The 20,296-nt window shown below is 61.4% G+C and carries 20 protein-coding genes; 10 read left to right on the top strand and 10 right to left on the bottom strand.

Features of this window, described 5'->3' with window-relative positions:
• Window positions 1-265 precede the first annotated feature (265 nt).
• The 5 genes from AB5I78_RS12085 (at window position 266) to AB5I78_RS12065 (ending at window position 7,495) form a co-directional block, all read left to right on the top strand.
• The gene (locus tag AB5I78_RS12085) at window positions 266-1,657 is read left to right on the top strand and encodes a GntP family permease (protein WP_145165749.1); all 1,392 of its coding nucleotides are present in this window, start codon (window positions 266-268) and stop codon (window positions 1,655-1,657) included.
• Window positions 1,658-1,664: 7 nt separating this feature from the next.
• Entirely contained in the window at window positions 1,665-2,438 is a 774-nt protein-coding gene (locus tag AB5I78_RS12080) for a 3-hydroxybutyrate dehydrogenase (RefSeq protein WP_369303402.1), read from the top strand.
• Between the two features lie 97 nt (window positions 2,439-2,535).
• Window positions 2,536-4,491, top strand: coding sequence for an acetoacetate--CoA ligase (locus AB5I78_RS12075; RefSeq protein WP_369303401.1), 1,956 nt, complete (start codon window positions 2,536-2,538; stop codon window positions 4,489-4,491).
• A 140-nt stretch (window positions 4,492-4,631) separates the two neighbouring features.
• Window positions 4,632-7,169: a PAS domain-containing sensor histidine kinase gene (locus tag AB5I78_RS12070; protein WP_145165752.1), complete on the top strand. Its 2,538-nt coding sequence runs from the start codon at window positions 4,632-4,634 to the stop codon at window positions 7,167-7,169.
• 50 nt (window positions 7,170-7,219) lie between these two features.
• Window positions 7,220-7,495, top strand: coding sequence for a peptidylprolyl isomerase (locus AB5I78_RS12065; protein ID WP_106580121.1), 276 nt, complete (start codon window positions 7,220-7,222; stop codon window positions 7,493-7,495).
• A gap of 128 nt (window positions 7,496-7,623) precedes the next feature.
• Here the strand turns inward: AB5I78_RS12065 and AB5I78_RS12060 are convergent, their stop codons facing one another.
• The 8 genes from AB5I78_RS12060 to AB5I78_RS12025 form a co-directional block, all read right to left on the bottom strand.
• Window positions 7,624-8,532 (bottom strand): sugar kinase, encoded by a 909-nt coding sequence (locus AB5I78_RS12060; RefSeq protein WP_369303400.1) that lies wholly within the window; start codon window positions 8,530-8,532, stop codon window positions 7,624-7,626.
• A 128-nt stretch (window positions 8,533-8,660) separates the two neighbouring features.
• Window positions 8,661-9,869, bottom strand: coding sequence for an amino acid deaminase (locus tag AB5I78_RS12055; protein WP_145165754.1), 1,209 nt, complete (start codon window positions 9,867-9,869; stop codon window positions 8,661-8,663).
• An 8-nt stretch (window positions 9,870-9,877) separates the two neighbouring features.
• Complete coding sequence (locus AB5I78_RS12050) at window positions 9,878-10,642, bottom strand: IclR family transcriptional regulator (RefSeq protein ID WP_145165755.1); 765 nt, start codon at window positions 10,640-10,642, stop codon at window positions 9,878-9,880.
• Between the two features lie 106 nt (window positions 10,643-10,748).
• Window positions 10,749-11,138: a RidA family protein gene (locus AB5I78_RS12045; protein WP_078742925.1), complete on the bottom strand. Its 390-nt coding sequence runs from the start codon at window positions 11,136-11,138 to the stop codon at window positions 10,749-10,751.
• Window positions 11,139-11,152: 14 nt separating this feature from the next.
• On the bottom strand, window positions 11,153-11,935 hold the full coding sequence (locus AB5I78_RS12040) for an amino acid ABC transporter ATP-binding protein (protein WP_119735365.1): 783 nt from the start codon (window positions 11,933-11,935) through the stop codon (window positions 11,153-11,155).
• Window positions 11,932-12,594 carry an amino acid ABC transporter permease gene (locus AB5I78_RS12035; RefSeq protein ID WP_122541442.1) on the bottom strand — a complete coding sequence of 221 codons (663 nt, stop codon included), beginning with the start codon at window positions 12,592-12,594 and terminating at the stop codon, window positions 11,932-11,934. The genes AB5I78_RS12040 and AB5I78_RS12035 overlap by 4 nt, the downstream gene beginning before the upstream one ends.
• A gap of 11 nt (window positions 12,595-12,605) precedes the next feature.
• The gene (locus AB5I78_RS12030; protein ID WP_106580127.1) at window positions 12,606-13,268 is read right to left on the bottom strand and encodes an amino acid ABC transporter permease; all 663 of its coding nucleotides are present in this window, start codon (window positions 13,266-13,268) and stop codon (window positions 12,606-12,608) included.
• Between the two features lie 52 nt (window positions 13,269-13,320).
• Window positions 13,321-14,169, bottom strand: a complete 849-nt coding sequence (locus tag AB5I78_RS12025) for a transporter substrate-binding domain-containing protein (RefSeq protein WP_065929539.1) — start codon at window positions 14,167-14,169, stop codon at window positions 13,321-13,323.
• A gap of 571 nt (window positions 14,170-14,740) precedes the next feature.
• Here AB5I78_RS12025 and AB5I78_RS12020 point away from each other — a divergent pair.
• Together AB5I78_RS12020 and AB5I78_RS12015 are read left to right on the top strand one after the other, a co-directional pair.
• On the top strand, window positions 14,741-14,989 hold the full coding sequence (locus AB5I78_RS12020) for a hypothetical protein (protein WP_369303399.1): 249 nt from the start codon (window positions 14,741-14,743) through the stop codon (window positions 14,987-14,989).
• Between the two features lie 96 nt (window positions 14,990-15,085).
• Complete coding sequence (locus AB5I78_RS12015; protein ID WP_145165757.1) at window positions 15,086-15,418, top strand: co-chaperone YbbN; 333 nt, start codon at window positions 15,086-15,088, stop codon at window positions 15,416-15,418.
• On the opposite strand, the gene AB5I78_RS12010 is transcribed toward AB5I78_RS12015, so the two are convergent.
• Entirely contained in the window at window positions 15,399-16,964 is a 1,566-nt protein-coding gene (locus tag AB5I78_RS12010) for a TerC family protein (RefSeq protein ID WP_242197678.1), read from the bottom strand. The two genes, AB5I78_RS12015 and AB5I78_RS12010, sit on opposite strands and share 20 nt — an antisense overlap.
• Before the next feature lie 667 nt (window positions 16,965-17,631).
• On the opposite strand from AB5I78_RS12010, the gene AB5I78_RS12005 reads away from it, so the two are divergent.
• Entirely contained in the window at window positions 17,632-17,907 is a 276-nt protein-coding gene (locus AB5I78_RS12005) for a DAK2 domain-containing protein (RefSeq protein ID WP_370004750.1), read from the top strand.
• A 63-nt stretch (window positions 17,908-17,970) separates the two neighbouring features.
• On the opposite strand, the gene sohB is transcribed toward AB5I78_RS12005, so the two are convergent.
• Window positions 17,971-18,996: a protease SohB gene (gene sohB, locus AB5I78_RS12000; RefSeq protein ID WP_369303398.1), complete on the bottom strand. Its 1,026-nt coding sequence runs from the start codon at window positions 18,994-18,996 to the stop codon at window positions 17,971-17,973.
• A gap of 193 nt (window positions 18,997-19,189) precedes the next feature.
• Between sohB and AB5I78_RS11995 the strand changes: the two genes are divergently transcribed.
• Window positions 19,190-19,900, top strand: coding sequence for a histidine phosphatase family protein (locus AB5I78_RS11995; RefSeq protein ID WP_145165760.1), 711 nt, complete (start codon window positions 19,190-19,192; stop codon window positions 19,898-19,900).
• A 56-nt stretch (window positions 19,901-19,956) separates the two neighbouring features.
• Window positions 19,957-20,271, top strand: a complete 315-nt coding sequence (locus AB5I78_RS11990) for an SCP2 sterol-binding domain-containing protein (protein WP_016969749.1) — start codon at window positions 19,957-19,959, stop codon at window positions 20,269-20,271.
• Window positions 20,272-20,296 lie beyond the last annotated feature (25 nt).

The raw sequence follows: 20,296 nt of genomic DNA, 5'->3' as shown, positions 1-20,296 counted from the left end.
GACGTTCCAATGTGGGAGCGGGCTTGCTCGCGAAAGCGGTGGTTCAGCAGCTAATGAGCCGACTGATACATCGCTTTCGCGAGCAAGCCCGCTCCCACATTGGATATTCACCTGTCTCTAAATAGAGATTAATTCCAGAATCACCGATCATAAATAAAATAATATTCTTATATTTCAACAAGTTAATAAACTGGCACACATCTCGCTATAGCCCCTCTCCGACGCCTCACCCCACAAAAATAACAATTCGATCTGGAGACACACCATGAGTGTGATCATTGCCCTGGCAGCCCTCGCGCTGCTGATGCTGGCGGCCTACCGTGGCTACAGCGTGATCCTGTTTGCCCCCATTGCCGCCCTTGGCGCCGTACTGCTCACCGACCCGTCCGCCGTCGCCCCTGCGTTTACCGGGGTGTTCATGGAGAAAATGGTCGGTTTCATCAAACTGTATTTCCCGGTGTTCCTGCTCGGCGCGGTGTTCGGCAAGCTGATCGAGCTGTCGGGCTTTTCGCGTTCGATTGTGGCTGCCGCCATCCGTTTGCTCGGCACGCGCCAGGCGATGCTGGTGATTGTGCTGGTCTGTGCCCTGCTCACCTACGGCGGCGTGTCGCTGTTCGTGGTGGTGTTTGCGGTGTACCCGTTTGCGGCAGAGATGTTTCGCCAGAGCAATATCCCCAAGCGCCTGATCCCGGCGACCATCGCCCTCGGCGCGTTCTCGTTCACCATGGACGCCCTGCCCGGCACGCCGCAAATCCAGAACATCATCCCCAGCACCTTCTTCAACACCACCGCCTGGGCCGCGCCGTGGCTGGGCCTGATTGGCACGGTGTTCGTGTTCTGCACCGGCATGCTCTACCTGGCGCGCCAGCGCAACAAGGCCCAGCGTGCCGGCGAAGGCTATGGCACCGAGCTGCGCAACGAGCCGGAAACCGCCGACAACCTGGCGCTGCCCAACCCATGGATCGCGCTGTCGCCGCTGCTGCTGGTGGGTGTGATGAACCTGCTGTTCACCCACTGGATCCCGCAGTGGTACGGCAAGACCCACAGCCTCAGCCTGCCGGGCATGAGCGCGCCGGTGACCACTGAGATCGCCAAGCTCACCGCGATCTGGGCGGTGCAGGCGGCGTTGCTGGTGGGCATCGTCATGGTGTTGGTGTGCGGCTGGTCGGCGATCAAAAGCAAGCTCGCCGAAGGCAGCAAGAGCGCGGTCAGCGGCGCGCTGCTGGCGGCGATGAACACCGCGTCGGAATACGGCTTTGGTGCGGTGATCGCCTCGTTGCCGGGCTTTCTGGTACTGGCGGACTGGCTCAAGGGCATCCCCAACCCGCTGGTCAACGAGGCGATCACCGTAACCCTGCTGGCCGGCATCACCGGTTCTGCCTCCGGCGGCATGAGCATCGCCCTGGCGGCGATGTCCGAGAGCTTTATTTCGGCGGCCCATGCGGCCAATATCCCCCTTGAAGTGCTGCACCGGGTCGCGGCCATGGCCAGCGGCGGCATGGACACCCTGCCCCACAACGGCGCGGTGATCACGCTGCTGGCGGTGACCGGGCTGACTCACCGCGAAGCCTACAAAGACATTTTCGGCATCACGATTATCAAGACCCTCGCGGTGTTCGTGGTGATCGGTACTTTCTACGCCACCGGCATTGTGTGAGGTTTTCATGACGACATTGAACGGCAAGACCGCCCTGGTTACCGGCTCCACCAGCGGCATCGGTTTGGGCATCGCGCTGAGCCTGGCGGAGGCCGGCGCCAACCTGATCCTCAACGGCTTCGGCGACGCCAGCGCGGTGATCGCTCAGGTGCAGGCATTTGGCGGCAAGGTCGGCCATCACCCGGCGGACGTCAGCGACCCGGCGCAGATCGCCGACATGATCGCCTACGCCGAGCGTGAATTCGGCGGCGTCGACATTCTGGTCAACAACGCCGGCATTCAGCATGTGTCGGCGGTGGAGGACTTCCCGGTCGAGCGTTGGGACTCGATTATCGCGATCAACCTGTCGTCGGTGTTCCACAGCACCCGCTTGAGCTTGCCGGGCATGAAAGCCAAGGGTTGGGGGCGCATCGTCAACATTGCCTCGGTGCATGGCCTGGTCGGCTCGGTGGGCAAGGCGGCCTATGTGGCGGCCAAGCACGGCGTGATCGGCCTGACCAAGGTGGTGGGCCTGGAGACCGCCACCAGCAACGTCACCTGCAACGCCATCTGCCCAGGCTGGGTGCTGACCCCGTTGGTGCAACAGCAGATTGATGACCGCGCAGCCAAAGGCGTGGACCCGCAGCAGGCGCAGCACGACTTGCTCGCGGAGAAACAGCCATCGCTGGCGTTTGTGACGCCGCCTCAGCTGGGTGAGTTGGTGCTGTTTTTGTGCAGTGAGGCGGGTGCGCAGGTGCGCGGTGCCGCGTGGAATATCGATGGCGGCTGGCTGGCCCAATAAAAAAGACGCTGACGATCGAATGTGGGAGCTGGCTTGCCTGCTCCCACATTCGATCTGTGTTGGCTGCAAGATTTGTACAAGAACAAGAGACTTCCTCATGTCCGAAATCCTCTGGCAACCCTCCCCCGAGCGCATCCGCAACACGCGGATGGACCAGTTCCGGCGCTTCATCAACCAACGCCACAGCCTGCAGTTGGCCGACTACCCCACCCTGCACCAGTGGAGCATCGACCAGCGTGCCGACTTCTGGCAGGCCATCGTCGCGTTCTTCGACGTGCAGTTTCGCAGCCCGCCCACCGCGACGCTGATCGAAGGCACTCCGATGCCCAGCGCCCAGTGGTTTCCCGGCGCCACCCTGAACTTTGCCGAACACCTGCTGCGCCGTCGCGACGATCACCCGGCGGTGGTCGCGATCAGCGAGGACGGCCAACGCGAACAGCTGACCTACGCCGAATTGGCCGAACACGTTGCCGGCCTGCAACACAGCCTGCGCGCAGCCGGTGTCGGCGTGGGTGACCGCGTGGCCGCGTGCATGCCCAACACCTGGCAAACCCTGGTGGGCATGCTCGCCACCACCAGCCTCGGCGCGATCTGGTCTTGCTCCTCGCCGGACTTCGGCACCCAAGGCGTGATCGACCGTTTTGGCCAGATCGAACCCAAGGTGCTGATCACCTGCGCGGGTTATCGCTACGCCGGCAAGGGCATCGACCAAACGGCCAAACTGAATGAGATCCTCGCGCGCCTGCCGTCCCTCGAACAGTTGATTATCGTGCCTTACGCGCGGCCTCAAGCGCGCGTCGCGGACTATCAGACCCAGGCCAAAGTCGCGCTGTGGGACGACTTCTACACACCCGGCGGCGAGCCTGAATTTGTCGCGGTGCCGTTCGCTCACCCGCTGTACATCCTCTATTCCAGCGGCACCACCGGCGTGCCCAAATGCATCATCCACGGCACCGGCGGCGTGCTGCTCACCCACCTCAAGGAACACGGCCTGCACGCCGACCTGTCGCGCGAAGATTGCCTGTTCTACTACACCACCTGCGGCTGGATGATGTGGAACTGGCTGGTGTCGGTGCTGGCCCTCGGCGCCACGGCAGTGCTGTACGACGGCTCGCCGTTTCACCCCGGACCGGAACGCTTGATCGACCTGATCGACGCCGAAAAAATCAGTGTGTTTGGCACCAGCCCCAAATTCCTCGCCACCCTGGAAAAATCCGGGCTGCAGCCGCGCCTGAGCCACGATCTGGGCAGCCTCAAGGGCCTGATCTCGACGGGCTCGCCGCTGTCGCCGCAGAGCTACGACTACGTGTACCGCCAGATCAAGGCCGAGCTGTGCCTGTCGTCGATGTCCGGCGGCACCGATATCGTCTCCTGCTTTGTGATCGGCAACCCGGTGCTGCCGGTGCGTCGCGGGCAGATGCAGTGCAAGAGCCTGGCGATGGCCATCGAAGTGTGGAACGAGCAGGGCAAAGCGGTGATCGGCGAAAAAGGCGAACTGGTGTGCACCCGGCACTTTCCCGCCATGCCGATTGGCCTGTGGAATGACCCGCAGCAGCACAAACTGCGCGCCTCGTACTTCAGCCAGTTTCCCGGCGTGTGGGCCCAGGGTGACTACGCCGAGCAATGCCCGACGGGCAGCTGGCTGATTCACGGTCGCTCCGACGCGGTGCTCAACCCCGGTGGCGTGCGCATTGGCACGGCGGAAATTTATCGCCAGGTGGAAAAAGTCCCGCAGGTGCTGGAAAGCCTGGCCATCGGCCAACGCTGGCAGGATGACGTGCGCGTGGTGCTGTTTGTGCGCCTGACTGACGGTATCGAGCTGGATGAGGCCCTGGAGCAGCAGATTCGCCAGGTGATTCGCGCCAACACCACACCGCGTCACGTGCCGGCGAAGATCCTCGCCGTCACCGATATTCCGCGCACCATCAGCGGCAAGATTGTCGAGTTGGCGGTGCGCAATGTGGTGCACGGTGAGCCGGTGAAGAACACCGACGCCCTGGCGAATCCGCAAGCGCTGGAGCAGTTTCGCCAGCGCCCTGAGCTGGCCGAATGATGAAAGGTTTCAGCGCAAAAGCACTCAATTGAAGACAAAGCCCCAATGCATGCTATTTTTCGAGGGGTAGTCAGCCGCTCCCCTCTCGCGGGATAATCGGCTTTTGTTGTACTTCAAAGTGTCAGGTGTAGGGCTTTTTCATGAATGGAACATCCACCGGTAGCGAAGCCGCTGCATTGATTGCGCGGCTGGACTGGGCGCAAAGCCCCCTCGGTGAGGCCAACGACTGGCCGCAAAGTCTACGCACAGCGGTCGACATCGTGGTCCACTCACCGATGCCAATGCTGCTGCTGTGGGGCCCCCTGCTCACGCAGCTTTACAACGACGGCTTTGCGCGGCTTGCGGGCAACAAGCACCCCGGCGCGTTGGGCCAGCCGGCGCATGAGACCTGGCCGGAGCTGGCCGGCTTCACCGCGCCAGTCTACGACGCCGTGCTGAGCGGCCAGGTGCGCACGTTCAGCGAGCAACGCTTTGTACTGCAACGCAACCACCGCGATACCGAGATCTGGCTCGACCTGACCTACAGCCCGGTCCGCGATGAAAGCGGGACCGTCGCCGGCATTCTGGTCACCGCCATCGAAACCAACGAACGGCGCAGCAAAGCCCTCGAGCTGCAGCAGCGCTCCGAAGACAGCCTCAAGGCCCAGCACAGCACCGAGCAACGCCTGCAATTGGCGTTGGCGGCAACCGATGCGGTCGGCACCTGGGACTGGGACATCGGCGAAGACCGCTTTATCGCCGATGCCCATTTCGCCTACCTGCACGGCGTCGACCCGAGTGACGCCGGCCTGCTGCCCATCAGCGACTACCTGCAAGGCGTACACCCCGAAGACCGCGGCACGGTGGCGCGCAGCATCAAGCATTGCATCACCTTCGGCACCGAGTACGCCGAGGAATACCGCCTGCTGCAAGCCGACGGCCAGGTGCGCTGGGTGTTCGCGCGCGGGCGCTGTTACAAGGATCATCAAGGCCGCCCGGCACGCTTTTTAGGCGCAGCACTGGACCTGACCGAACGCAAACACACCGAGCAGGCCCTGCGTCAAAGCCAGACCGAGCTGCAGTTGATCATCAACGCCATGCCGGTGCTGATCGGTTACGTCGACCACGAACAGCGTTTTCGCCTGAACAACAGCGCCTACCTCGACTGGTACGGCATGACGCCCCAGGAGTTGTACGGCAAGAGCATCCGCGAAGTGCTCGGCGATGAGGTGTATGCCGGGCGCGAAGACAAGATCGAGGCCGCGCTCAAGGGCAAGGCGTGCAGCTTCATGACCGTGACGCCCCACCACGACGGCCGGCCGCGCCATGCACTGATGAAGTACTTGCCGCGCTTCAGCAATGACGGCTCGGTGAATGGCTTTTACATCTTCGTGATCGACGAGACCGAACGCAAACTCACCGAAGAAGCCCTGCGCCACCTCAACGAGAACCTCGAAGAACGCGTGGCCCAGCGCACCCAGGCGCTGGCCGAGGCCAACCAGCGCCTGCAAAACGAGATGTTCGAACGCGAGCGCGCCGAAGACGCGCTGCGCCATGCGCAGAAGATGGAAGCGGTGGGTCAACTGACCGGCGGCATCGCCCATGACTTCAACAACATGCTCACCGGGATTATCGGCAGCCTGGACCTGATGCAGCGCTACATCGCCGCCGGGCGCAGCGATGAGATCGGCCGGTTTACCGACGCGGCGGTCTCCTCCGCTCACCGTGCGGCCGCCCTCACCCACCGGCTGCTGGCGTTCTCCCGGCGCCAGTCGCTCGACCGCCGCCCGCTGGACCCGAACACGCTGGTGGCGTCGCTGGAAGACTTGTTCCGCCGTACCAAAGGCGCGCATATCTCACTCAAGGTGCAGCTGGGCAAGGACATCTGGCCGGTGAATACCGATGCCAGCCAGTTGGAAAACGCCCTGCTTAACCTGGTAATCAACGCGCGCGACGCAATGCCCGACGGCGGCGAACTGGTGATTGAAACCGCCAACAGCTACCTGGACGGCACCGACATCACTACCCTCGAACCGGTCAAGGCCGGCGACTACGTGATGCTCGGCGTAAGTGACAACGGCAGCGGCATGGCGCCGAAAATTCTGGCCAAGGCCTTCGACCCGTTCTTCACCACCAAGCCTATAGGCCAGGGCACCGGCCTGGGGCTGTCGATGATCTACGGGTTTGCCCAGCAATCGGGGGGCCACGTGACCATTCAAAGCGAACCCGGCCAGGGCACCTGCGTGCGCCTGTACCTGCCGCGCCTGTATGGCACCGCGCTGGAAAGCAACCTGCCGCAGCACCTGAGTGAAGCGCCGCTGGCACTGGCCGGTGAAGCGGTGGTCGTCGTCGAGGATGACCCCGCGGTGCGCATGCTGGTGGTCAATGTGCTGGCTGAACTGGGCTACACCGCGCACCAGGCGGCGGATTCACGCACGGCGCTGCCGCTGCTGGAGTCGGATTTGCGCGTGGACCTGCTGGTGACCGACGTCGGCCTGCCGGGCATGAACGGCCGCCAACTGGCAGAAATCGCCCGCCAGCACCGGCCCGGCCTGCGCGTGTTGTTCATGACCGGTTACGCCGAAAAAGCCGCCGAGCGCCAGGGCTTCCTGGAAGACGGCATGGACATGGTGGCCAAGCCGTTCTCGGTTGAGCTGCTGGCGACCAAAATCCGCAGCATGATCAGCGTCGATGAATGAGTTCAGGCATAATCGCGCGCCCTTACGTTTGACCGTTGCCAGGTAACAACATGAAAGCCCAAGCCCGTCACATCCTGGTGAAAACCAGTGAAGAAGCCGAACAGCTCAAGCAGCGTATCGCCAAGGGCGAAGCGTTTGATGTGCTGGCCAAGAAATACTCGACCTGCCCGTCCGGCAAGCGCGGCGGTGATTTGGGTGAAGTGCGGCCAGGGCAGATGGTCGGGGCGATTGATGCGGTGATCTTCAAGAAGCCGCTGAAAGTGGTGCATGGGCCGATCAAGAGCAAGTTTGGGTATCACTTGGTGCAGGTGTTTTACCGCGACTGATAGAGATACCGCCGGTTTTTTTGTGGCGAGCGGGCTTGCCCCGCGTTGGAGTGCGTAGCGCTCCCGTTTTTTTTGGGGCTGCTGCGCAGCCCAACGCGGGGCAAGCCCGCTCGCCACAAGGGATCGGCCTAGGCTTTGGGGATCAGTGCACCAGGTACTTGGATAACCCGGCTGGCCAACCGATGCCCAGCCAAGGCCGCCGCCTCTGGCGACTGACCTTTCAACCGGCTGGCCAGATACGCTGCACTGAACGAATCCCCCGCCGCCGTTGTGTCCACCACCTTCTCGACCTTCAACGCCGGCACGGCAAAGCGCTCGCCCGCGCAACGGATCAAACATTCATCCGCGCCGCGCTTGAGCACTACCTCTGCAATCGCCGGGTACGCCGCAAACACCTGCTCGCTGTCGGCATACCCAAACAACACACGCTCGTCGTCCTCGGTCAGCAAGGCGATATCCACCTCGGCCAACACGGCGTGATACGCCGCGCGCGCCGCCTCGACGCTGGACCATAAACGCGGCCTGTAGTTGTTGTCGAAGACTACCTTGCCACCGCGCTTGCGCGTTTCGATCAAGGTTTGCAGTAACCGCGTACGCCCGGTTTCTCCCAGCACTGCCAGGGTAATACCGCTGAAATACACCACGTCATAACCCGGCAAAGCCGCCAGGATCGGCGCGGCGGCCGGTGTGGTGAAGCAGTCGCGCACGGCGGCTTCGTTGCGCCAGTAGAGGAACTTGCGTTCGCCGTTCGCGTCCGTCTGGATGCAGTACAACCCCGGCAACCGCCCGGGCAGGCGCTGCACCATGCCCAGGCCCAGGCCCTCTTCGGCCCACTGCTTGCACATCGCATCGCTGAAGCTGTCATCGCCCAGGGCGGTGACGTAGTCGACCGTGCCGATGTCGCCCAGCTCGCGGCGCAGGTACACCGCTGCATTCAGGGTGTCGCCGCCGAAGCTTTGTTGAAGGCTGCCATCGGCGCGGTGTTGGAGTTCGATCATGCATTCGCCGATCAGGGCGATGCGCGGTTGTGGGTTCATGCCTTGGTCTCTCGCTGTTCTGGAGGGCCTCTTCGCGGGCAAGCCCGCTCCCACATTCGACCGCATTCCTTCAGTTGAAATGCAATCAAATGTGGGAGCGCGCTTGCCCGCGATAAGCGCGACGCGGTCTAGAAGCAGGTATGCAGCGACTCGATCACCTGCAACTGCTCATCCACCAGGCAGCCCACTTGCCACTTGTCGAAGGTCAGGCAAGGGTGCGAGGTGCCGAACGAAATGATGTCGCCGATGCGCAACTCAACCCCCGGTGCCACGGTCATGAACGCATGCTGGTCCATCACCGCCGTCACGATGCAGGCGGTGACGTCATCGCCTTCGGCCGGCACAATTCCGGCCCGGTAGCGCTTGAGCGGCACCGGCAAACCGGCGTCGTAGGCCACATCGCGCTTGCCCAGGGCAATCACCGCAAAGCCTGGCTCGGGCATCGATTGCACGTGCGCCCAGACTTCCAGCGCCGGGCGCAGGCCTTCATTGAGGTCGCTGCGACGGTCGAGCACGCAGCATTGCGCTTGCTTGTAGATACCGTGGTCGTGGGCCACGTAACTGCCCGGGCGCAACACGCTTAAGAAACGCCCCGCGGCGTTTTGGGTTTCGAAGGACTCGGCGATCAGGTCGTACCAGGCCGAACCCGAGGCGGTAATGATCGGTTTGGGCAGGTCGAAAGAGCCGTTGTTTTGCAGGTCGACCGCCAGGCGCACCAGGCTGGCGGCAAAGTCGCGGATGCCGCTGATGGCGTGCTCGCCATGGATCACGCCTTCGTAGCCTTCAATGCCGGTGAGGGCCAGCGCCGGTTGGGCCTTGATCGCCTTGGCCAGTTCGCGCACTTCCTGTTCGCTGCGGCAGCCGCAACGGCCGCCGACCACGCCATACTCGATCATCACGTTCAAACGCAGGCCACGCGCGGCGAAAAACAGCCCCAGGTCGGCGACGTTGTCCGGGTGATCGACCATGCAATGGAAGTCGAAGTCTTTGTCGGCGAGCAGATCGGCAATCAACGCCATGTTCGGCGCGCCGACCAATTGGTTGGCCATCAACACGCGACGCACGCCCCCGGCATAGGCAGCGCGGGTCTGCACCGCATTGGCCAGGGTGATGCCCCAGGCGCCCGCCTCGATCTGGCGCTGAAACAACGCCGGCATCATGCTGGTTTTGCCGTGGGGCGCGAGTTCCGCGCCGCTGTTACTGACGAAGTCCTGCATCCAGCGAATGTTGTGTTCCAGGGCGTCGCGGTGCAGCACCAGGGCCGGCAGGCTGACGTCGCGGACCAGGTGGGCGCCAACGGCGGCGGCGCCTTTTTCAACGGCGTTGAGGGCAGTCATAAACACTCCTATTCGTTGATGCGTCGGGCCAGGTTGTTGGCGCTGTCGATCAACACCCGGCGATAGTCGTTGTAGTTTTTGATCGCGTCGGCCCGTGGGGCAACGATGCACAAGGTCGCAATGCTGATGCCCTGCGCGTCCCGCACCGGGGCGGCGAAGCAATGGGTGAAGGTGTCGGCCACGCTGTCGAAGGAGAAGAACCCATCGAGCGTGGCCTGGCGGATCTGCGCCAGAAACGTCTCCAGCGGCAGGCGCTGGCCGTCCGGCAGGATGAAATCGTCGCAGTCGATCAGGTCGATAATCTGCTGGTCGCTCAAGTGCCCCAGCAGCAGACGCCCGGAAGCAGTCCACGGGATCGGTGCGTTTTCGCCGATGTCCGACGAGATGCGGAAATGCCGCTCGCCTTCGCGCATCAGCGCCACCGTGTATTTACGCCCGTTGAGCAGGCACATCTGCGCGGTTTCGTGGGTTTGGCTGACGATCTCCTGCAAGGCGTGATCGGCCTCGCGGGTCAGGTCGAAGTGGCGCAGGTGCGCCTGGCCGAGGAAGTACAGTTGGCGGCCAAGGTAGACGTGGCCGTCCTTGCCCACGGTTTCCAGGATGCGCCGCTCAAGCAACGAGGCGACCAATTCGTAGACCGTGGATTTGGGGCTGCCGATGCCGCTGGCAATATCATTCGGGCGCAGGGGCTGGCCGATCTCCTTGAGAAAATCGAGGATATCGAATGCACGGTCCAGGCCTTTGGCGCGGCGTTTGATGGTGTCTTCGGTCATGGCAGTTCGGTCCGGTCGAAATTCTAGGGTCTGGCAGAGATCCCTTGTGGGAGGGGGCTTGCCCTCTCCCACATTTGATCTTCAGTGGATGTCAAGAGAGGGGCATTTAGCCTTTTTTCTTGTAGGCCACGCAATCAATCTCAACCTTGCAGTCGACCATCATGTTGGCCTGCACACAGGCGCGCGCCGGGGCGTGTTCGGGGGTGAAGTATTCACCGAACACCTTGTTGAAACTCCAGAAGTCGCGCGGGTCTTCCAGCCATACGCCAACGCGCACTACGTCTTTCAATTCGTAGCCGGCCTCTTCGAGAATCGCCACCACGTTGCGCATGGTCTGGCGGGTTTGCTCGACGATGCCGCCGTTGATGATTTCACCGTCCACTGCCGGCACTTGGCCCGAGACGTAGAGCCAGCCGTCCGCTTCCACTGCACGTGCGAAAGGACGCGGTTGGCCACCGCCGGCGGTGCTGCCGGTGCCGTAACGAGTAATGCTCATAAAGTTGCTCCTGATTAAAAACGAATGTTCTTCAAAAATTCCGCCAGGCGCGGCGATTGCGGGCGTTCGAAGATGTCCTTCGCGCTGCCCTGCTCTTCAATGCGGCCCTGGTTCATGAATACGATCTTGTCCGACACTTCGTAGGCAAAGCGCATTTCGTGGGTGACCAGCAACATGGTCATGCCCTCCTCTGCCAAGCCCTTGATCACGCTGAGCACCTCGCCCACCAACTCCGGGTCGAGGGCCGAGGTGACTTCGTCGAACAGCATCAAGCTGGGGTTCATCGCAATCGCCCGGGCAATCGCCACGCGCTGTTGCTGGCCGCCGGACAACTGGCCCGGGAAGTGATTGCGCCGCTCCAGCAGGCCGACGCGGTCCAGCCATTTTTCGGCCAGGGCCACGGCTTCGTCCTTGCCCATCTTCTTGACCTTGAGCAGGCCGAGGGTGACGTTTTGCAACGCGGTGAGGTGCGGAAACAGGTTGAACTGCTGGAACGCCATGCCGGTCATCGCGCGGTGCTGGGCAATCACCCGCTCGGGGTGGCGCACACGCTTGCCGGCGATTTCGCTGTAGCCGATGGACTCGCCGTCCAGGGTGATCTGCCCGCCCTGGAATTCTTCCAGCAGGTTGACGCAGCGCAGCAGCGTGGTTTTGCCCGAGCCGCTGGAGCCGATCAACGTCACCACGTTGCCGCGCTGCATGGACAGGTCGACACCCTTGAGCACTTCGACCTGTCCGTACTGTTTACGCAGGCCGCGAATGTTCAAAAGCGGTTGGTTGGTTTGAGGTTGGTTCATGGCAAGGCCACCCGCTTTTCAATGTAGCGCCCGAATAACTCGATGGCGTAGTTGATGACAAAGAACAGAAACCCGGCGAACAGGTAGAACTCCAGGGTCATGAAGGTGCGCGCGATCACTTGCTGGGTGCTCAGCAGCAGCTCGGCCACGCCGATCACCGAGAGCAAGGTCGAGGCCTTGACGATTTCCGTGGAGGAATTGACCCAGGTCGGCAGGATCTGGCGCAACGCCTGAGGCAACAGCACGTAACCCAGCGACTGGTAGAACGTCAGGCCAATCGCCTTGCCCGCTTCCAGTTGCCCACGGGGAATGGCTTGCAGCGCGCCGCGCACGATCTCCGACACGTGAGAGCCGCAGAACAGCGTCAGCCCGACGGCGCCGGCCTGGAACGCGCTGATCTGCCAACCGAGCGCCGGCAGCATGTAGAAACACGCCAGCACCAGCACAAACACCGGCGTGCCACGGATCAGGTCGACATACAGACGAAACGGCGCGCGCATCCAGAATTTGCCGTAGGTCAGGATCAACCCGGCGACGATGCCGATCAGCGTGCCAAAGATAATGGCCAGCGCAGACACATACACGCTGGCCTGAAAGCCCGCCCACAGGGTATCCCGGGCGATCCACAACTCATGCAGCCAGCTGGGGGACTCGTACATGGAAACCCTCCTTAACGACGGATCGCCAGACGCTGTTCCAGGTAACGGAGCAGCATGGCAATGAGGTAACAGGCAGCCACGTAGAGCGCAGTCGTGACCATCCAGGTTTCAATCACCCGGTAGCTTTCGACGTTGATCTTGCGGGCGTAATAGGTCAGCTCCGGCACGGCAATCGCCGCCGCCAGCGAGGTGTCCTTGAACAGCGAAATGAAGTTGTTCGACAACGCCGGCAAGACGTTGCGCAGCATCACCGGCACGGTGATGTAGGCGCGGATACGCCACTCACCCAGGCCGATGGCCAAGCCGGCTTCGCGCAACCCCTTGGGAATATTCAGCAGCCCGGCGCGGAACACTTCGGTGAGGTAGGCACCGGCGTACAACGACAGCGTAATGATGAAGGACGGAATTTTGTCGAGACGAATCCCCAGTGACGGCAGTGCAAAGTAGATCAACAGGATCAGCACCAGAATCGGCGTATTGCGGATCACCGTCACGTACACGGAGGCGATGATGCGCAACGCGCGGTGCCTGGACAGCATGGCGAACGCCATCATCAAGCCGATTACACAGCCAATCGCAATCGACAGCAGCGCCAGCTCAAGGCCCAGGCCGAGCCCCGCCAGCAAGCTGGGGAAATCACGCCACACGGCGGCAAAGTTCAACTGATAGTTCATGGTCGGCAGTACCTGATTGGGGCGCCGTCAGCGACGCCCCAGGGTTTACGATTTACTTGAACTCAACCGGAAAACCGATCGCAGGCTCTGGCAAATCCACACCGAACCACTGCTTGAACGAGGCTTTGTAGGTCGGGAACTCCACGCCGGTCATGGCTTCATGCAGCGCGGTGTTGACGAAGTTCAGCCAGTCCTGGTCGCCACGCTTGACCGCGCACGCGTAGGTTTGCGGGCTCCAGGCGTAGGTCGGGCTGCGGTAGCGGCCTGGGTTCTGCACCATCAGGTACTTGACCGACGACTGGTCGGTGGCGGCGGCGTCGGCACGGCCGGAGTTCACGGCCTGGTACATCAGGTCGACGCTGTCGTACTGATCAACCTTGGCCTTGGGCAGCGCCTGGTGCACCAGCTCTTCGGCGTAGACGTTTTGCAGCACGGCCACGGTGACGCCGTCGCCGGCGGCTTGCAGGTCTTCGATTTCCTTGTACTTGCTGTTGTTCGGCAACAGCAGGCCCACGCCTTCGCGGTAGTACGGCAAGGTAAAGGCCACCTGCTGCGCACGGCTGGCGGTGACGGTAATGAACTGGCAACTCATGTCGACCTTATCGGTCAGCAGGTTGGGAATACGTGCGTCGGAAGACTGCACCACAAACTCGACCTTGCTCGGGTCGTTGAACAAGCCTTTGGCCACAATGCGGCCGATGTCGATATCAAAACCCTGCAACTTGCCATCCGCTCCCTGGAAGTGCCACGGCGCATTGGTACTGCCTGTACCCACGATGAGATGCCCACGCTTGAGCACATCATCGAGCTTGCTGTCCGCCGCGTGCACTACGCTTGCGAGGGAAGCCGATGCGGCGAAGAGAAAAACACACGCTTTAAACACGGAAGGTCGGTGATGCATGACAAGCACTCCAGGAGTTGTGTATTCCGCTATACCGGAACTTAGTATGTAACAACGGAATAGACAGCAGAAAGTGTGCCACACGCGGCCGCAGAAAAACATGAAGGGGACAAAGTTGTTTTAAATCAATTGGATAAATATTGAGCTGCGGTAAGGCGCTGTGCCAGCAGCCGTGGATGTGTTGCTACGCAAGGCCACACGTGGCGGTGACAGTTTGGATGCCGTGCACCACGGTAGCGTTACCGTGCACCGTGGCGGTGCTGAGCGAGCGGGCTTCTTGTGGCGAGCGGGCTTGCCCCGCGTTGGGCTGCGAAGCGGCCCCAAAACCTGGCGACGCGGGTTTTCAGGTACAGCGCGGCGGCTGGATTGGGAGCGCTTCGCACTCCAACGCGGGGCAAGCCCGCTCGCCACAAGAAGCCCGCTCGCCACAGGAAGCTTGCTCACTATGAGAAGACCGCTCACTACAGCTAGCCGGTTTGCCGCAACTCACCAGGGTTTCTTGGCGAGGCTCTGGTTGTTTTTTTGTGCTGGGCTAGGCTGGTGGGATGTCTGTGTGCGGGAGCGTGGCGTGATGAAGGTAAGCCTTATGGTGGTGTTGCTGGGCTGTCTGGTGGCCGGTACGGCTTCGGCCAGTAATGATCGCCGTGAATGCAAAGAAGAACTGCAGAAGCTCAAGGAAGCCTTCAGCACCGATTACACCAGCCAGAACCACCATGGCTATCGTCGGGCGAAGGCGTCCAGGGACAATGAGGAATACAAGAAATGCGCGAGCCAGGCGCGCAAGGCACGTGAACGAACGGAACGTGCCGACGATGCATGAGCCTGTCTACCTGTGAAGGTTGACAGTAGACGGTGGTGATCTCGCGATCTAGCGTATCCGGCAGGCCCCATCGGCCAGGTGCACAAGGAGATCATCATGGGTGCTGCCAATGCGGTGATTGATACCCTCAGCGACTACCAGCAGGTTCTGAATCAGCACCCGCTGGTGATCGTGCTGTTTACTTCCCAGTCCTGCCAGGCGTGCCTGGGAGTTCACCCACGCTTTAATAGCATCGCCGAAAAGTACGCCGGCCGAGTGAAGAGCATGATCCTGGACACCGCCCGGACGCCGAGAATCGACGGCGTAGACGGCACGCCTACCCTGGTGGTCTACAAAAATGCCCTTGAGGTCGAAAACCTCAAGGGCATTGGCGCGCCGGAAGAACAGGAAGCACTTCTGGATCAGGTGTTCAAAGACTACGCGCCCTAGGCACCAGCAGCACCTGCGTCACCCGCCGCTCCTCCACCGCCGCCACTGTCAGGTGCCAGCCTTCGTGCTCCAAGCTGTCGCCCACTCGCGGCAAGCGGTCCAGCAGACTCATCACCAAACCTGCGAGCGTCTGGTAATCGTCGGTGGCCACGGCCTTGAAGCCGGTGCGCTGGCGAACCTGATTAAGGGTCAAGGCGCCATTGGCGCGAAAGCCTGCGCCCTCCTCGACGATATCCGGCCCTTCGATTTCGCTGGCGTCCGGCAATTCACCGGCGATGGATTCAAGAATGTCGGTCATGCTCAACACGCCCATGAAATCGCCGAATTCGTTGATCACAAACGCGATATGGGTGGATGCCTGGCGCATTTGCTCCAGGGCGTTGAGGATCGAAAAACTCTCCAGCAGGTTGACCGCGCGGCGCGCCAGGTGCTCCAGGTTCGGCTCGTGGCCGGCCAGGTATTCCTTGAGCAACTCCTTCTTGTGCACAAAGCCCAATGGCTCATCGACAGCACCGTTGCGGATCAACGGCAGCCGGGAGTAGGACGAATGCATCAATTTACGGCGGATAGTGTCGGCATCGTCCGCCAGATCGATACAGTCGACCTTGGCCCGCGGCGTCATCAAGCTGCGGATCGGACGCTCGGCCAACTGCAACACGCCACTGATCATCACGCGCTCGCGTCGATCAAACAGCGGGCCCTGGGTCGCATCCGGCTCGCCCATCAGGTCGGCAACGTCGTCATCCATGCCCTCCACCGCCAGACTGCGGCCCCCCAGTAAACGCATCACCGCATGCGCAGTGCGCTGGCGTACCGGCAATGTGCCCTGTACCGACTTTTTGCGACGGGCGCGGGCCAGCTGGTTGAACAGCTCCACCACAATCGAGAAGCCCATCGCCGCGTACAAGTAACCCTTGGGCACATGGAAACCCAGGCCTTCGGCAGTCAGCACCAGGCCGATCATCATCAGGAAACTCAGGCACAGCATGATCACCGTCGGGTGCGCATTGACGAAACGCGTCAGCGGCTTGCTCGCGACAATCATCAGGCCGATGGACACGATCACTGCGATCATCATCACCGCCAGCTCGTCGACCATGCCTACGGCAGTCACCACCGCGTCGAGGGAGAACACTGCGTCTAGCACCACAATCTGCGCGACGATCGGCCAGAACATCGCATAGGTGGCATTGCCCGCACGCTGGGCCACATGACCTTCGAGGCGTTCGTGCAATTCCATGGTGGCCTTGAACAACAGGAACACACCGCCAAACAGCATGATCAGGTCACGGCCGGAAAACCCCTTGCCGAAAACCTCGAACAGCGGCTGAGTAAGGGTCACCATCCAGGAAATACTCGCCAGCAAGCCCAGGCGCATCAGCAGCGCCAGGGACAAACCGATCAACCGCGCCCGGTCGCGCTGCTCCGGCGGCAGCTTGTCCGCCAGGATCGCGATAAACACCAGGTTGTCGATGCCCAGCACCAGTTCCAGCACAATCAAGGTCAACAAGCCGAGCCAAGCCGTTGGATCCGCTAACCATTCCATTTATAGAGTCTCGTTATAGATGTCTGAATGCCGGACACGGCAAGGCGCGGTCAGTGGGCCGGGACAAGGGTAGCAATCGGAATACGGGGTGCTTCAGCGGGAACAGCAGCAGCGGATGTCTTGGGGAAAGACGACTGGGAGGCTCCGAGAGGGTGTTCATGCAAGTCCTGCAGTGGAAAAAGGACTTGAATCGTACAATCGAAACCTAAACTTCCTACAACGCAAAACTATTACAAAATCTGTAACCCCAACACACACTTCGAAATAGGCCACTCTAGAGCACAGATACCAGTGGAGCAGGACTACCGGTGGACAGAGCCACCTATGGGCCAAATCTACCCGTGGAGAAGGGCTACCTGTGATAGCAGGACTATCTGTGAAGCAGAGCTAACTGTGAAGCAGGGCTATCTGTAAAGCAGAGCTACCTGTGGTGCAGGGCCACCTGTGGCGAGCGGGCTTGCCCCGCGTTGGGCTGCGCAGCAGCCCCAAAACCTGCTGACCGAATTCTCCTGATACTCCGAGTCGCCTCAACTGGGGCTGCTTCGCACCCCAACGCGGGGCAAGCCCGCTCGCCACAGTAATCCCGCGCCCACACCTCGCTCAGCGTTTACGCGTCGCATCATCCAGCGCCAAAATCGTATGCGCAATCCACAAAGTCCCGAAATCCATCGCCCCCGACGAAGCCATCCTCATCGAACCGCTGGCCTGTTCGCTGCACGCCGCCGAGCGTGCGCATGCCGGCGGCGCCTCCTTCAACGATGCGCTGCAAGCCATGAAAACCGCTGCCTCGCAAGGGGGCGATTCGACCAAGGACTTAGTCGCGAAAATCGGCCGCGCGAGTCGGCTGGGTGAGCGTTCGTTGGGCGTGCTCGACGCAGGCGCGGTGTCGTGCTGTTTGATCCTGACGCGGTTGGCGGATTCGGTTCAACCGCGCTGGGTGTAGCGCCCCGGATGGCCCTTTCGCGAGCAAGCCCGCTCCCACAAAAGCTTGACCTGCAGTCTGGAATTACCAGAACCGCTGCTGGGTCAAGCGGCTCCACCAGGTCAGCAGCACTCGGTCCACCGAACCGCTGGCCGCCAGGCCGACCCGCTCTTGCAGGCTTTTGCGCTCGGCATAGTGCAGGTGGAACACCTCGGCGGTCTTGGCCTTGGTGGCCAGGTATTCGTCGCTGGTTTGCAGTTCGTCGACCAGTTGCTTGTCGAGGGCTGCAACACCCAGCCACACTTCCCCGGTCGCGACATCATCGATTGCTAGCTGAGGGCGATAGCGCGACACGAAGTTCTTGAACAACTGATGGGTGATGTCCAGGTCTTCCTGGAACTTCTCGCGGCCCTTCTCGGTATTTTCGCCAAACACGGTAAGGGTGCGTTTGTATTCACCGGCCGTCAGCACTTCGAAATCGATGTCATGTTTTTTCAGCAGGCGGTTGACGTTGGGCAACTGCGCTACCACGCCGATCGAGCCGAGGATGGCGAACGGTGCGCTGATGATCTTCTCGCCGATGCACGCCATCATGTAGCCGCCGCTGGCCGCGACCTTGTCGATGCACACGGTCAATGGCACGCCCGCCTGGCGAATACGCGCCAGTTGGGATGAGGCCAGGCCGTAGCTGTGCACCATGCCGCCGCCGCTTTCCAGGCGCAGCACCACTTCGTCTTTCGGCGTGGCCAGGCTCAGCAGTGCGGTGATTTCATGGCGCAGGCTCTCGGTGGCCGAGGCCTTGATGTCGCCGTCGAAATCCAGCACAAACACCCGGGGTTTGGCCTCGGGTTTCTTCTTGCCTTTCTTCTTTTCGGTTTTGCTTTCGGCTTTGCGCAGGGCCTTGAGCTGGTCCTTGTCGAGCAGGCTCGACTCCAGGCGCTCACGCAGGCCCTTGTAGAAATCATTGAGCTTGCTGACCTGCAATTGGCCGGCGGACTTGCGACGGCCTTTGCTGTGCAACGCCGCGAAACTGATCAGTACCACCACAATAGCGACCACCAGGGTGACGGTCTTCGCCAGAAAGCTCGCGTATTCGGCCAGAAAATCCATATGTCTCCTTAAAAATGCACTGCGCCAGGCGCGGATGGGCCCAGCATACCGACGGCACCGCGTTCGAGCCAGTGATCAAACCGCCAGCAAGCGGGCTCTAACGGGCTTTTAAAACAAGCGTATGTTTTTTCATTGACAGCTCTCCGGCATCCTCATAACCTCGCCAGACTTTCAACGTACCGGGAAAACGGACGTGGGCAGCATTTATCTGATTCGACATGGCCAGGCCTCTTTCGGTGCAGACGACTATGACGTCCTGTCGCCCGTCGGCGTGGAACAAGCGCAAGTGCTCGGTCGCCACCTGGCAGACCTGGGCCTCACGTTCGAGCGCTGTGTATCGGGCGACCTGCGCCGCCAGCAGCACACCGCCACGTCCGTGTTCGATCAATATGCAGCCCGTGGCCTGCCGGTACCTTCGCTGGACATCGACAGCGCCTTCAACGAATTCGACGCCGAGGCGATCATCCGCGCCCTGCTCCCCGACCTGCTGAGCACCGAACCCGAAGCCCTGGAGATCCTGCGCAATGCGGCGCACAACCGCAGCGAATTCCAGCGCATCTTCGCGTTGATCATCGAGCGTTGGCTGGCCGGCACTTATGACCCACCGGGGCTGGAAAGCTGGCTGGGGTTTGTCGAACGCGTACAAGGCGGCCTGCAACGAATTCTCGAAACCGCCCGGAACACGGACAAGATCGCCGTGTTCACCTCCGGCGGCACGATCACCGCCCTGCTTCACTTGATTACCCGAATGCCTGCCGCCCAGGCGTTCGAACTCAATTGGCAAATTGTTAACACCTCGCTCAACCAGCTGAAATTCCGTGGACGCGAGGTGGCGCTGGCTTCCTTCAACAGTCATACCCACTTGCAACTGTTGAAGGCGCCGCAGCTCATCACTTTCCGATGAGCTGCGGCCAACCGTGACCCCAAGGTCACTGGACTCTACCCTTAAGGATCGAAACCATGACTGACGTAGCCAAAGCTGTAGAAGCAATGAAAGCCAAATTCAACCCAGCCGCTGCCGACGGCCTGGACCTGGTGTTCGGTTTCCGTATCGACGACACCCAGAACTTCTCGCTGGTGGTCAAGAACAACACCTGCGAACTGCTCGAAGGCGAAAACCCTGACGCCCAGGTCACTCTGGTCACCGACGGCGAAACCATGGAAGGCATCGTCAGCGGCGACACCGACGGCATGCAGGCCTTCATGAGCGGCAAACTGCGCACCGAAGGCGACATGATGCTGGCAATGAAGCTGAGCGAGCTGTTCCCGGCCTGATCACGCTGATTGAGTAGCGCGCTTC

It is taken from the genome of Pseudomonas sp. N2-3-1-14 (genome assembly GCF_041228395.1).
Classification (GTDB): Bacteria; Pseudomonadota; Gammaproteobacteria; order Pseudomonadales; family Pseudomonadaceae; genus Aquipseudomonas.
The sequence above is the reverse complement of the archived record's forward strand: the minus strand, read 5'-3'. Positions and strand labels throughout refer to the sequence as shown.